Source organism: Rhizomicrobium sp. (genome assembly GCA_037200385.1).
GTDB lineage: Bacteria > Pseudomonadota > Alphaproteobacteria > Micropepsales > Micropepsaceae > Rhizomicrobium.
The window spans coordinates 1164230-1176613 of the sequence record JBBCGL010000001.1 but is presented as its reverse complement, the minus strand read 5'-3'; the positions used below and the strand labels follow the sequence as shown (position 1 = coordinate 1176613).

Annotated in this window: 14 protein-coding genes and 1 riboswitch; of the genes, 7 read left to right on the top strand and 7 right to left on the bottom strand. The window is 65.8% G+C overall.

Going from position 1 to position 12384, the window contains the following annotated elements; all coding sequences use genetic code 11:
• The first annotated feature begins 40 nt into the window (after positions 1-40).
• From WDM91_05755 to WDM91_05745, 3 genes are all read left to right on the top strand, one after another.
• Positions 41-622, top strand: coding sequence for a hypothetical protein (locus tag WDM91_05755; protein MEI9994077.1), 582 nt, complete (start codon positions 41-43; stop codon positions 620-622).
• A 1-nt stretch (position 623) separates the two neighbouring features.
• Positions 624-1370: a creatininase family protein gene (locus WDM91_05750; protein ID MEI9994076.1), complete on the top strand. Its 747-nt coding sequence runs from the start codon at positions 624-626 to the stop codon at positions 1368-1370.
• A gap of 67 nt (positions 1371-1437) precedes the next feature.
• Positions 1438-2646, top strand: coding sequence for an acyltransferase (locus WDM91_05745; GenBank protein MEI9994075.1), 1209 nt, complete (start codon positions 1438-1440; stop codon positions 2644-2646).
• Between the two features lie 26 nt (positions 2647-2672).
• Here the strand turns inward: WDM91_05745 and WDM91_05740 are convergent, their stop codons facing one another.
• A complete protein-coding gene (locus WDM91_05740; GenBank protein ID MEI9994074.1) occupies positions 2673-2876 on the bottom strand; it encodes a hypothetical protein in 204 nt (67 codons plus the stop codon).
• 11 nt (positions 2877-2887) lie between these two features.
• Positions 2888-3331, bottom strand: a complete 444-nt coding sequence (locus WDM91_05735) for a GNAT family N-acetyltransferase (GenBank protein ID MEI9994073.1) — start codon at positions 3329-3331, stop codon at positions 2888-2890.
• Between the two features lie 190 nt (positions 3332-3521).
• Positions 3522-3645: riboswitch (TPP riboswitch) on the top strand.
• Here WDM91_05735 and thiC point away from each other — a divergent pair.
• Together thiC and WDM91_05725 are read left to right on the top strand one after the other, a co-directional pair.
• Entirely contained in the window at positions 3636-5459 is a 1824-nt protein-coding gene (gene thiC / locus WDM91_05730; GenBank protein MEI9994072.1) for a phosphomethylpyrimidine synthase ThiC, read from the top strand. It overlaps the preceding riboswitch by 10 nt.
• Before the next feature lie 76 nt (positions 5460-5535).
• Complete coding sequence (locus WDM91_05725; GenBank protein ID MEI9994071.1) at positions 5536-6117, top strand: isochorismatase family protein; 582 nt, start codon at positions 5536-5538, stop codon at positions 6115-6117.
• 22 nt (positions 6118-6139) lie between these two features.
• Here the strand turns inward: WDM91_05725 and WDM91_05720 are convergent, their stop codons facing one another.
• The 4 genes from WDM91_05720 to WDM91_05705 all read right to left on the bottom strand — a co-directional run bounded on the left by WDM91_05720 (position 6140) and on the right by WDM91_05705 (position 10084).
• Positions 6140-7342, bottom strand: a complete 1203-nt coding sequence (locus WDM91_05720; protein MEI9994070.1) for an ATP-binding protein — start codon at positions 7340-7342, stop codon at positions 6140-6142.
• Between the two features lie 98 nt (positions 7343-7440).
• Entirely contained in the window at positions 7441-7701 is a 261-nt protein-coding gene (locus tag WDM91_05715; GenBank protein MEI9994069.1) for a GlsB/YeaQ/YmgE family stress response membrane protein, read from the bottom strand.
• A gap of 55 nt (positions 7702-7756) precedes the next feature.
• A complete protein-coding gene (locus tag WDM91_05710) occupies positions 7757-9061 on the bottom strand; it encodes a divalent metal cation transporter (protein ID MEI9994068.1) in 1305 nt (434 codons plus the stop codon).
• A 24-nt stretch (positions 9062-9085) separates the two neighbouring features.
• Positions 9086-10084: an NADPH:quinone oxidoreductase family protein gene (locus WDM91_05705; protein ID MEI9994067.1), complete on the bottom strand. Its 999-nt coding sequence runs from the start codon at positions 10082-10084 to the stop codon at positions 9086-9088.
• 178 nt (positions 10085-10262) lie between these two features.
• Between WDM91_05705 and WDM91_05700 the strand changes: the two genes are divergently transcribed.
• Entirely contained in the window at positions 10263-10661 is a 399-nt protein-coding gene (locus WDM91_05700) for a DUF6491 family protein (protein MEI9994066.1), read from the top strand.
• 25 nt (positions 10662-10686) lie between these two features.
• Here WDM91_05700 and WDM91_05695 read toward each other — a convergent pair whose 3' ends face one another.
• Positions 10687-11694 carry an asparaginase gene (locus WDM91_05695; GenBank protein ID MEI9994065.1) on the bottom strand — a complete coding sequence of 336 codons (1008 nt, stop codon included), beginning with the start codon at positions 11692-11694 and terminating at the stop codon, positions 10687-10689.
• 137 nt (positions 11695-11831) lie between these two features.
• Between WDM91_05695 and WDM91_05690 the strand changes: the two genes are divergently transcribed.
• A complete protein-coding gene (locus tag WDM91_05690; GenBank protein MEI9994064.1) occupies positions 11832-12362 on the top strand; it encodes an RNA methyltransferase in 531 nt (176 codons plus the stop codon).
• Positions 12363-12384 lie beyond the last annotated feature (22 nt).

The window sequence follows — 12384 nt, the reverse complement described above, 5'->3', positions numbered from 1 at the left end:
AAAAGCCTATTGTCGGATAGCGGTTCGGAGACCTTAAGCCATGGCGGGCCAGGCGCAAAAGACACGGGCAGCCGCGGCGGCCAAGCCGATCATGACGGACGCCGGCATCGCGGCGAAGACCGGCCATGGCTGGGACTGGTGGTTCGCGGCGCTGGACAAGGCGGGCGCCGCCAAGCTCGACCACAAGGGCATCACCGCGCTGCTGGACAAGACGTTCAAGCCCGGTCCGTGGTGGGGCCAGATGATCGCCGTGTCCTATGAGCGCGCCCGCGGCATCCGCGCCGCCAACCAGAAATGCGACGGCGAGTTCTCGGTCGGCGTTACGAAGGTCCTGCCGGTCGGCTTGTCCGAACTTTTCGCCGCGGCAACCGATCCTGCGACGCGCAAGACGTGGTTCCCGCCCGGCGCCTTCGAGGAGACCTCCAGGACCGCCGACAAATATTGGCGCGGCAAATGGAAGACGGAGGCCCGGATTTCCGTCGGCTTCTACGCCAAAGGTCCGGACAAGGCGCAGATCGCGTTCGACATCGGCAAGCTCGCCGGCCCCGAGGCGGTCGAAGCCGAGCGGGCGATTTGGAGAAAGGCGCTCGACACGTTCGCCAAAATGCTCGAAAGCACTTGATATGCAGCTGCACCTCTCCGCCTGGCCCGAGATCGAAGCCTATCTGGCCAAGTCCAAGGCGATCCTGATTCCGATCGGCTCGACCGAACAGCACGGCCCCAACGGTCTTCTCGGCACCGACGCACTGTGCCCGGAGATCATCTCGCGCCGCGCCGGCGACGAAGCCGGCATCCTGGTCGGCCCGACCTTCAATGTCGGCCAGGCGCAGCACCACATGGCGTTTCCGGGCACGATCACCCTTCGGCCATCGACCATGATCGCGGCGATGCTGGACTGGACGCAGTCGCTGACGCGGCATGGTTTCGAGCGCATCTACTGGCTCAACGGCCATGGCGGCAATATCGCGACCATCACCGCGGCGTTCTCCGAGATGTATCATGGCGTTACGTTCGATGCGGCGGGTTCCAACCGGCCGCCGCTGCGCTGCATGCTGCGCAACTGGTGGGAACTTCCCGGCGTGATGGACCTGTGCCGCCAGCTTTTTCCGGTGGGCGAGGGCAGCCATGCAACGCCGTCGGAAGTGTCCGTGACCTATTTCGGCTATCCCGAGGCGGTCAAGCACGTCGAGATGAGCCCGCGCATCGCTCCCAACGGCCCGATCTACGATGCGGACGATTATCGCCGCCGCTTTCCCGACGGGCGCATTGGATCCGATCCGAGCCAGGCAAGCACAGAAGCGGGCGAGAAGATCGTGCATCTGGCCGTCCGCACGCTGATAGACGAATTTCGCCGGTTCAGCCTACAGTAGCGGTCCGCGCTCCATCTGTTTATCGGAGGGTGCCGGCAACAAGCTCTGCATAGGGGAGGAGGCCGTCATGGAAATATTGAACGGCAAGACGATCGACGAACAGCTGACGCTGACGAACAGCAGGTCTTCGGGCTTCGACTACCTGCGCATCGTCCTGTCGGTCTCGGTCATCGCCTATCACAGCTTCGAGGTCTGCTACGGCCCCGGGATATTCAAATCCGTCGGGGTCAGTCCGTTCCGGTTCCTGGTCGGCTTCATCCTGCCGAGCTTCTTCTGCCTGAGCGGCTTCCTTGTGGCGGGAAGCATGTTGCGGGTCAAAGACCTTCTCTCTTTCTACGCGCTTCGCGGCATGCGCATCTTTCCGGCTCTCGCGGTGGAGGTCCTGCTATCGGCTCTTATCATCGGGCCTCTCCTGACGGTCATTCCGGTCGGACAGTATTTCTCGTCGCCCATGTTCTTTTTCTACTTTCTGAACGTGCTCGGCGACATCCATTTTTATCTTCCCGGCTTGTTCGTCACGAATCCGATGCCGGCGGTCAATGCGCAGCTGTGGACGATCCCGTATGAGCTGGAATGCTACGTTCTGATCGGGTTGGCGGCCTTTTTCGGGCTGCTGAAGCGGCGCCGCGCATTTGTCTGGGCCGTGATCGGCCTCACCGTCGCGACATATTCGTGGAGAATCCTGCGTCACGGTCTTCCGACGAATTTCACGATCGCGACGGGACAGGCGCTGGCGATCGCGTTTCTCGTCGGCGTGGCGTTCTATCTCTACAGGGACAAGGTCCGGCTCAACCCCATTTTGTTTGCCGCGAGTGTGGCGATCTACTGCATCCTGCTGCCCTTCCCGGCGGCCGCCCTCCTTCTTCCCTTCCCCGCAGGCTACATGACCGTCTATCTGGGCCTGACCAATCCGCCGAAAATCGGCCTGCTGAAAAGCGGCGACTATTCCTACGGCCTGTATCTCTACGGCTATCCGGTGCAGCAGGTCGTTTCGCAGCTGCTGCCGCAATATCGGTTCTGGTATGTGAATCTGGCGCTGAGTCTGCTGATTGCAGGCGCTGTCGCGTATTGCTCCTGGACTTTCGTCGAGTCGAAGATCCTTGGCCACAAGAAGCTCATCATCGCGCGCCTCGAGGGCATGCGTGCCGCACTGATCGGGTTTGTGCGGCCGGCCTTCCGCCGGATGGGAATTGCGGAGCGCCCCCGCCTCGCGGTCGCGCCCGCCGCAGTTTCGCCGGACGCGGACGCGTCCGTCGCCAACGAGACCCGCGGCTGACTACCGCGTCGATATCGGCTTCGGGCTCATTCTGTCCTGACCCGTCCCACCGACAGCTCGTCGACGCGCAGTTTGCGGATCCGGGCTTGGCCGATGCTCAGCCGGCCGATCGCCATCTCGCCGACCGCCAGCGCCCCGATCGCCGCCGCGCCGACCGCCAACGCGCCCAGCGCCACGGCCACCAGGCCGCGCGCCGGAAGCAGGCGCCGCATTGTCGAGAGTGCCGCCATCGCTCCGCCTCCTATTTCGCCGGCCAGATATAAAGCGCGTCCGGCAATTTCTCGTCATTGTCCGCGCCATCGGTCAGCCGCTCCATCGCACAGCCATGGCGCTCATAGAAGCGGCGCGCCCCCGCGTTCTTCTGGAACACCCAGAGCTGGAAGCCTTGCGGATGCTGCTCGGTCGCGTGGCGGAACAGCTTGTCGCCGGTACCGCTGTTGAAGCGCGAGGGGTGCACGTAGAGGTGTTCGAGCCAGCCGCCGTCGATCACCGCGAAGCCGACCACCTTGCCCTCGCGCTCGGCCACCCAGGTCTCCTTCTCTGCGACCACGTTCGCGATGAAGCCGCGCGCGTCCTCTTCGGCGTGCAGTTTCGGGAGATAGGTCATGGTGGCGCGCGCCGCGAGGAATACATCGGCGACGGCGGACGCATCGGTGGCGGTGGCGCGGCGCAGGGAAGTGGACATGGGACCTCTTGGGGTGGTGCGCAGCCAGTGTCGTGCTCTTGCGCCCCGCCGCGCAAGGGTTGGCGAATCAAATTGCCGGTCCGCCGTCCGTTCGGACTTTATCGACCCTGTAGGACCGAGTTCGGCGCACGAACCGTCGGCCGTACCGAAAGGCGGACGATGACAAGGCCCTGAAACGCCATTAAGCTCCCCGCCATCCCAGGGGTGCCTTGGTGGCCGGTCAACCCGGCCATGGAGGCTGAGATCGCAATCCCGCGAATCCCTTCGAACCTGATCCGGTTCATACCGGCGTAGGGAGAGGTACATGAACAAGCCGATTCTGAATTCCAAGTCCGTCCAGATCACGCGCGGCGCGCTTCCGGGCTCGAAGAAGGTCTATCGCGATGGGGTCCCGTTCCGCGAAGTGGGCCTGTCGGGCGGCGAACCGCCCGTCCGTCTCTACGACACGTCCGGTCCGTATACGGACGATGCCGCGGCGATCGATATCGACAAGGGCCTGGGCGCTGCGCGCCGTGCCTGGATCCTCGCGCGCGGCGACGTCGAGGAATATGACGGCCGCGCGCGCCGGCCGGAGGACGACGGCCTCAAGCGCGGCGAGCTTCTCTCGGTGCCGCAATTCGATCGTGCCGGCCGCAAGCCGCTGCGGGCGAAAGCGGGGCGCAACGTCTCGCAGCTCCATTATGCGCGGCAGGGCCTGATCACCGAAGAGATGAGATACATCGCGGCCCGCGAGAATCTCGGACGCTCCAAGCTGGCCGACGGCAACTCGTTCGGCGCGTCGATCCCGGACCATGTGACGCCGGAATTCGTCCGCGATGAGGTTGCGCGCGGCCGCGCCATCATCCCGGCGAACATCAACCATCCCGAGACCGAGCCGATGATCATCGGCCGCAACTTCCTCACCAAGGTCAACGCCAATATCGGCAACTCCATCGTCACCTCGGGCGTGGCGGAGGAGGTGGAGAAGCTCGTCTGGTCGATCCGCTGGGGCGCCGACACGGTGATGGACCTTTCGACCGGCCGTCACATCCACACCATCCGCGAATGGATCATCCGCAATTCTCCGGTGCCGATCGGCACGGTGCCGATCTACCAGGCGCTGGAGAAGGTCGGGGGCGTCGCGGAGGATCTGACCTGGGAGATCTACCGCGACACGCTGGTCGAGCAATGCGAGCAGGGCGTGGACTATTTCACCGTCCATGCCGGGGTGCGGCTGGCGCATATCCCGCTGACGGCGGAGCGCGTGACCGGCATCGTGTCGCGCGGCGGCTCGATCCTCGCCAAATGGTGTCTCGCGCATCACAAGGAGAACTTCCTCTACACGCATTTTGAGGAAATCTGCGAGTTGCTGAAGGCCTATGATGTCTCGTTCAGTCTCGGCGACGGCCTGCGTCCCGGCTCGACGGCGGATGCCAACGACGCGGCCCAGTTCGCCGAGCTCGACACGCTGGGCGAACTCAACCGCATCGCCCAAAAGCACGACGTGCAGGTGATGATCGAAGGCCCCGGCCATGTGCCGATGCACAAGATCAAGGAGAACATGGACCGCCAGCTCGCCGCCTGCGACGAGGCGCCGTTCTACACGCTGGGGCCGCTGACGACCGACGTGGCGCCGGGCTATGACCACATCACCAGCGCGATCGGCGCGGCGATGATCGGCTGGTTCGGCTGCGCCATGCTTTGCTACGTGACGCCGAAGGAGCATCTGGGGCTGCCCGACCGCGACGATGTGAAGGCGGGTGTGATCGCCTACCGCATCGCGGCGCATGCCGCCGACCTCGCCAAGGGCCATCCGGCGGCGCGCATCTGGGACGACGCGATGAGCAAGGCACGCTTCGAATTCCGCTGGCGCGACCAGTTCGCGCTGGCGCTCGATCCCGACACCGCGCAGGCCTATCACGACGAGACGCTGCCGGCCGATGGCGCCAAGGTGGCGCATTTCTGCTCGATGTGCGGCCCCAAATTCTGTTCGATGAAGATCAGCCAGGAAGTCCGCGACGCCGCGCGCGGCACGAACGATTCGCTCAGCACCGCCGAAATCCGTGCGGCGATGGCGAAGAAGTCGGCCGAGTTCAAACAGGGGGGCGGGGAGATCTACGTCCACAAGCCCGCGGCGGAATCGGCGTGAGCCGCCGGACGATGTGCCCCGTGTCTCTGTTCTGCAGCGCCGCCGCGGCGTTCTCTGCGACCGGCAAGGAGTAACCATGCCCGACTTTGTGCCAAAATCGACCGCTTTGCTCCTCATGGACTTCCAAAATGTCATCGTCGGCATGGTGGGCGAGGCCGGCGGTGCGCTCTTGGAGCGGGCGTCGCGGGCGCGCGCGGCGGCCCGGGCGGCCGGTGCGGCGGTGATGCACATTCGCGTCGCCTTCACCGACGCCGACTATGCCGCGGTCTCGCCGCGCAACAAGTCCTTCGCGGCACTGAGCAAGAGCCGCTTTATCACGGACGGCAGCGAGGCGGCGGCGATCCATGCGGCGCTCGCCCCCGCTGCGGACGAGCCCGTCTTCACCAAGACTCGTGTCGGCGCCTTCAGCACGACGGCGCTGGAGCGGACACTTGGGGAGCGCGGCATCGACACGCTGGTCCTCGCCGGAATCGCCACCAGCGGCGTGGTGCTGTCGACGCTGCGCGATGCCGCCGACAAGGATTACCGGCTGTTCGTCCTCGCCGATTGCTGCGCCGACCAGGATGCCGAGGTTCACCGCGTGTTGACGGAGAAGGTCTTTCCGCGCCAAGCCGACGTGATCGGGCTCGAAGATTTCGCCGCGACTCTCGCCGCCTGAACGCGCCGCCGGGCGGTTCCGCCTAGGCGGCGTCCCGTTGCGTCGTCGCGCTGCGCTCCGCCGGAAACTGCACGCGCACGGTAGTCCCCTTGTTCGGTACGCTTTCGATGCGGAGCGAGCCGTCATGTTGCTCGGTCAGCGCCTTCACCAGCGACAGGCCCAGTCCGGTGCCTTCCTGGCTGCGCGACAGGGGCGAATCGATCTGGCGGAAGGGTTCGAGGGCCAGCGGGATCTGTTCGGGGCTCATGCCGATGCCCGTGTCCGTCACGCCCAGGCAAAGCCCGCCATCCGCCGCGACCGCGGCGCCCAGCCTTATGTGCCCGCCCGCCGGCGTGAACTTGATGGCGTTTGACAGCAGGTTGAGCAGGATCTGCTTCACCCGCCGGCGGTCCGCATCCAGCAGCGGCAGCGCCGGCGGCAGGTCGAGCAGGACATCGATCCCGCTCTCCTGCGCCCGCACTGCGACCATGCGCTGGCAATCCCGGAAAAGCTCGCCGATGCCGAACGGCTCGCAGCGCAGATCCATTTTTCCGGCTTCATATTTCGACAGATCGAGGATGTCGTTGATGAGCGCCAGCAGGTGCTTGCCGGCGCCGTGGATGTCGGCGGAATATTCGCGGTAGCGCGGCACGCCATGCGGTCCGAAAAGCTCCGAGCTCAGGACCTCGGAGAAGCCGATGATCGCGTTCAGCGGGGTCCGCAACTCGTGGCTCATCAGCGCCAGGAAGCTGCTCTTGGCGCGGTTCGCGGCCTCGGCGTCGGCGAGCGCCGTGGCGAGCTGGGCTTCGCGCGCCACCAGCAGGCGCATCTTGCCGCTCACCAGCGCCTCGCATGTCCCGATGCCGAAATATCGTCCGCCGCGCGTCACCACGAAGCATTCGCGCAAGGCGTCCGGCCAGTCGAGCGTCAGCATCTTGCCCAGCTCGGTGAGCTTCATGCTTTCATCGACCACCAGCGGCCGCGGATTGGCGAGCTTGAGGATCGTGCGCCGCGCATAGAGCTCGGGAATGTAGGGCTGGGCGTAGCGCGCCAGGAAGCGCAGCCGGTTGACGATCGCCTTCACATTGCCGTCGTCGTCGACGATGGCCGCGGCGACTTGGTCGCGACGCTCGCGGAACCATTCGAACACCTGGCCGCAGGTGGTCGTGGATGTGAAAGTCGGCATGGGCAGCGCCAGATGACCCGCGGTCCAGTTCGCCTGATCCGTCTCGCCGTCCGTCGACATCCCGTCCCCGCCCATCGCGCGGACGGACGCTAAGCGCGCAGCCTTTTCGTACCGTTAATGTGCCGGTGAATGATTTGCGACGGTCGCTGTGTCGCACGCTAGCGCAGCGTCCGGTTGCCCGTCACCGCATGCCAGAGGAACAGGACCACGATGGCGCCGATCACCGCGACGAGCATCGAGGTGAAGTCGAACCCGAATACGTCGAAATCCGTGAAGCCGCGGAAGATCAGTCCGCCGACCAGCGAACCGACCAGCCCGAGCGCGATGTTCGTGAAGCAGCCTTCACCGCGCTTGTTGACGATCAGGCTCGCGAGCCAGCCCGTGATCGCGCCGAAGAAAATCCAGCCCAGGATACTCATGACGTCTTCCTTCGTTGCCAGGCAACATGGGAAGGCGCGGCCCGCCGCGCAAGCCCTAAGACTGGAAAGTCGCCGCCATGGCGAGCGCCGCGGCAAGCATCACCAGGGTCGAGGCCCAGCCCAGCACTTTCAGCGTCCGTCCCGCCGTGAAGGGGCCCATCAACTTGGTGCTGCTCACGACGAACATCATGGCGAACATCATCGGGACGGCGATGACGCCGTTGATCACCGCGCTCCAGAACAGCGCCTTGATGGGATCGAGGCCGGAATAGTCCATCACCACGCCGAGCACGACCGCGGCGGTGATGACGGCGTAGAAGCCGGTGGCTTGCCACGGCATGTTGTCCAGGCCTTCGTTCCAGCCCCGCAACTCGGCGACGGCATAGGCGGCCGAGCCCGCCAGCACCGGGATGGCCAGAAGTCCCGTTCCGATGATCCCCAGGGCGAACAGCGCGAAGGCGAAATGCCCCGCCGCCGGCTCCAATGCCTTCGCCGCGTCGGCCGCGGTCTGGATGTTGGTCTGGCCCGAGGCATGCAGCGTCGCCGCCGTCGCGATCATGATGGCCAGCGCGATCAGGTTCGACGCCGCCATGCCGGCGATCGTGTCGACGCGGATGCGCGCGAAGGCCCCGGGCGCCTGTTCGGGTTTCTCCAGCAGCGGCTTGTCGTCGTCGACCTGGTCGACTTCCTCGACCTCCTGCGCGGCCTGCCAGAAAAAGAGATAGGGGCTGATCGTGGTCCCGAAGATCGCCACGATGATGGTCGCGGCGGCCGGCGACAGGGTGACGCCGATGCCGACCATCGCCAGCCCGATCTGCGCCCAGTCGAGCTTGACCAGGAAGACCACGGCGACATAGGCGAACAGGCTGAAGGTCAGGACGATCAGGATGCGCGAATAGCGCCGGTAGGGCGCGAACATCTGCAACAGGACCGAGATCACCGCGAAGAGTATGGTGAAGCCGTGCTGCCCGAAGCCGGTCAGCAGCCGCGCCGCCTCGCCCATCGCCGCCACATCGGCGCCGAGATTGATCGTGTTGGCGACGAACAGCAGTGCGACCAGCACGGTGACCAGCCAGCGCGGCATGACCTTGATCATGTTCCAGGCGAGACCGCGGCCCGTGACCCGCCCGATATGGGCGCTCACCAGCTGGATCGCCACCATCAGCGGGAAGGTGAGGACAAGCGTCCAGAGCAGCCCGAAGCCGGCCTGCGCGCCCGCCTGGGAATAGGTCGCGATCCCGCTCGGATCGTCGTCCGCCGCACCGGTGACGAGGCCCGGACCGAGCTGCGAAAGATGCGCAACCGAGAGGACGCGCCGCGCCAGCGACGGTCGTGCCTTTGTCTCGTCCGTCGCGGCCATTTGGCGTCCCCCGGTGTCCGTCGGCTACATCGTAACCACAACTTTGCCCATGGCTTTTCGATCCATCAGCATGCGGATGGACTTTCCGGCCTCGGCCAGCGGAAAGGTCGCGGACACGTCGGGCTTGAGCCTGCCCTCCGAGATCATCTGCAGGATTTCGCGCAGGGCGTCGTTCGCCGCCTTCGGATTGCGTCCCGTGAAGGCTCCCCAGAAGACACCCAGCACGTCGCAACCCTTGAGGAGGGTGAGATTGAGCGGAATCTTGGGGATTTCGCCGGCCGCGAAGCCGATCACGAGATAGCGCCCTTCCCAATTCATCGCCCGCAGCGCCGGCTCGGCATATTGGTCGCCGATCGGATCATAGAGGACGTCGGCACCCTGGCCGCCGGTCAGTTCCTTGATCTTGTCGGAGATCGCCTTCTGCTGGTCGCGCGACAGCGGCAGCCTGGGATAGACAAATCCGGCGCTTGCCCCATGCTTGATGGCAAGATCGACCTTTTCCTGGGTCGAGGCGCCGGCGATCACCTTGGCGCCCATCGCGACGCCGAGTTCGACGGCCGAGAGCCCCACGCCGCCCGCGGCGCCCAGCACGACCAGGTGTTCGCCGGCCTTCAGCCGCGCCCGGTCCTTCAGCGCATGATAGGACGTGCCATAGGTCACGATGAACGCGCTCGCGACCTCGAAACCCACATTGTCCGGCACGGGGATGCAGCGGCGCGCGTCCGCCAGAACTTCCTCGGCGAAGCCGCCATTGCCGACCGACACCGCGACTCGGTCGCCGACCTTCAGGCCGATGGCGTCCTCGCCCAGCGCCTTCACGACGCCCGCGACTTCGCCGCCGGGCGGGAAGGGCAGGGCCGGCTTGAACTGGTATTTGTCGGCCAGCATCAGCACGTCGGGAAAATTCACGCCGCAGGCTTTCACCGCGATCAAGACCTGATTCTTGCCGGGTACGGGCGAGGGCAGGTCGCGCAGCTCCATCTCCTCCGGCGGCCCATAATGCGTGCACAGCATGGCTTTCATGGCGAATCTCCCGATGGCTTACAGTGTTTTAATGGCTGGTGACGTCGACCATAGGCGATGCCGGGGCGAGGATCAAAATGTCGGCATTGCCGGCGCGTCAGACGGCCGGCGATGGATCGGGCTGCCCTGTTGCGCGTATAATGCCATTGGATGGGCCACTACGAAGGATTGCATGCGCATGCGTAAATTGCTGTTGATTGTCGCGGCGACCGCGACGCTGGCCGGTACGCCCGCCCTGGCGGCGCGTCCGGGGATCTGCATCCGCCATGACGATATCCGCAACTGGACGGCGCTGGACGACAAGCGGGTCGTGCTCGAGAACTATCATCACCAGAAAGCGCTGCTGACCCTGATCGGCACCTGTTCCGATCTCAGATTCCACGAGGCGCTGGAGATTCGCTCCCCTGGCGCCATGGGTCTCAGCTGCATCGAAACCGGCGATACCATCGTGACGCGCGGGTTTGGCACGCGCGGCCGCTGTGCGATCACCTCGGTGACCCCTTATGCGGGGCCGGTGACGGACAAGCATCATGATGCCGACAACCACGATGGCGCCCACCCCGCCGACGGCCACTGACGGGGCTTTGCCTTAGGCGAGGTCTTCAGCCGATCCGCATGGCGGCAAGCGCCGCGGCGGGTCGGCGCTCGCCGACGACCGCGCCGCGCGTATTCGTCACCGGCGCACGCAGCAGGGCGCGCGCCTGGGGCGCATCGCCGAGCAGGCCCAGCTGCTCCAGCACGGCCGCGATGACGGTCTCCGCTCCGCGGCCCGCGCCATCATCGATCTTGATCGCGATGCCGAGTCCCAGCTCCGGGATCCAGCCGCCGAAGAAGCCCTCGGCGCCGGTCTTGACCACGGCGCGCCCGCCGCTCGAGCGGATCAGGATCGCGCAGGCGCGGTCCGTCCCGGACATCAGCTCGGGATGCCGCGCCATCGCCCCGAGGATGTGTTGCGCCGCGTCGGCGCGCGGCTTCGCAAGACCGGCTCCGGACGCCATCCGCGATGCGGCGCGTGCGAATTCGGTGAGCGAGGTCGCGAAATTCGGCGCCGCGCAGCCGTCGACGCCCCACGCCATCTCGCCCGCACCCGACAGATCGCGCAGCACCGCCGCGACCGCCTGCTGCACCGGATGTTCGAAGCGCTCATAGCCTTGCGTCGCCACGTCCCAGTGCCGCGCCACGGTGAGGAAGCCCGAATGCTTGCCGGAGCAATTGTTGTGGATGCGGGTCGGCTTGATGCCGTCGCGGATCATCGCCTCGGCGACCGGCTCGTAGCGCGGCGGATGCGCCCCGCAGGCGAGATCGGATTCGCCGAGCCCGATTCGCGCCAGCCACGCCGCCACGCGCCCGGTATGCATCGGCTCGCCGGAATGCGAGGCGCAGGCGAGCGCGATGCTCTCGTCGCCCAGGCCGAACGCTTCGGCGGCGCCGGATTCGACCAGCACCATCGCCTGCATCGGCTTGAGCGAGGAGCGCGAATAGACCGGCGACTCGACCTCGCCCAGCGCGAGCTTGAGCCCGCCCGACGCGTCCACGATCGCGACCGAGCCGCGGTGCACGCTCTCGACCAGGTCGCCCCTTGTCACTTCGACGAGAACGGGATTTGCCATGTCCGTGAAATCCTGTCATCCCGGCCAGCGATGCGTCAGCATCGCGGAGCCGGGACCCATTGGGCCGTACCCGGCATGGGTCCCGGATCGGACGCTAGCGCGTCCGTCCGGGATGACAAGTTTGTTCGTGGAGCAGCATGCGCGGCTATTTCGCAGCGGGAGTCGACGGCATCTCCAAGCCGATGAATCTCGGCAACCTGATGCGCATCTCGAATGCGTTCGGCGCCAGCTTCTTCTTCACCATCAACGCCCAGGTGCGGCTCGCCGACGCGCAATCCGACACCTCCCGCACCGACGGCGCCATCCCGCTCTACAGCTACAAGGACGCCGGCGAGTTCCGTCTGCCCACCGGCTGCCGCCTGGTCGGGGTGGAGATCACCGACGATGCGGTCGAGCTGCCGCGCTTCCGGCATCCGCAGCGCGCCGCCTATGTCTTCGGGGCCGAGCGGATGTCGCTCTCGCCGGAAATCTTGTCGCGTTGCGAATTCGTGGTGAAGATTCCGACCCGCTTTTCCATAAATGTCGGGATGGCGGGCGCCATCGTGCTTTACGACCGTCTGATCAGCCTGGGCGGCTATGGCAGCCGGCCGATCGCGCCCGGCCGCGAGCCGCCCGACATTCCGCCGGCGCATAAATGGGGCGCGCCCATCGTCCGTTCAAGAAAGTGACTTTCGAATTTCCGGCGCTATA

Coding starts and splice junctions, on each gene's coding strand:
- WDM91_05755 (MEI9994077.1), top strand. CDS start 41: ATGGCGGGCCAGGCGCAAAAGACACGGGCAGCCGCGGCGGCCAAGCCG.
- WDM91_05710 (MEI9994068.1), bottom strand. CDS start 9,061: ATGGCCGCGACGGACGAGACAAAGGCACGACCGTCGCTGGCGCGGCGC.
- WDM91_05715 (MEI9994069.1), bottom strand. CDS start 7,701: ATGAGTATCCTGGGCTGGATTTTCTTCGGCGCGATCACGGGCTGGCTC.
- WDM91_05695 (MEI9994065.1), bottom strand. CDS start 11,694: ATGGCAAATCCCGTTCTCGTCGAAGTGACAAGGGGCGACCTGGTCGAG.
- WDM91_05700 (MEI9994066.1), top strand. CDS start 10,263: ATGCGTAAATTGCTGTTGATTGTCGCGGCGACCGCGACGCTGGCCGGT.
- WDM91_05720 (MEI9994070.1), bottom strand. CDS start 7,342: ATGTCGACGGACGGCGAGACGGATCAGGCGAACTGGACCGCGGGTCAT.
- WDM91_05735 (MEI9994073.1), bottom strand. CDS start 3,331: ATGTCCACTTCCCTGCGCCGCGCCACCGCCACCGATGCGTCCGCCGTC.
- thiC (MEI9994072.1), top strand. CDS start 3,636: ATGAACAAGCCGATTCTGAATTCCAAGTCCGTCCAGATCACGCGCGGC.
- WDM91_05740 (MEI9994074.1), bottom strand. CDS start 2,876: ATGGCGGCACTCTCGACAATGCGGCGCCTGCTTCCGGCGCGCGGCCTG.
- WDM91_05745 (MEI9994075.1), top strand. CDS start 1,438: ATGGAAATATTGAACGGCAAGACGATCGACGAACAGCTGACGCTGACG.
- WDM91_05750 (MEI9994076.1), top strand. CDS start 624: ATGCAGCTGCACCTCTCCGCCTGGCCCGAGATCGAAGCCTATCTGGCC.
- WDM91_05690 (MEI9994064.1), top strand. CDS start 11,832: ATGCGCGGCTATTTCGCAGCGGGAGTCGACGGCATCTCCAAGCCGATG.
- WDM91_05705 (MEI9994067.1), bottom strand. CDS start 10,084: ATGAAAGCCATGCTGTGCACGCATTATGGGCCGCCGGAGGAGATGGAG.
- WDM91_05725 (MEI9994071.1), top strand. CDS start 5,536: ATGCCCGACTTTGTGCCAAAATCGACCGCTTTGCTCCTCATGGACTTC.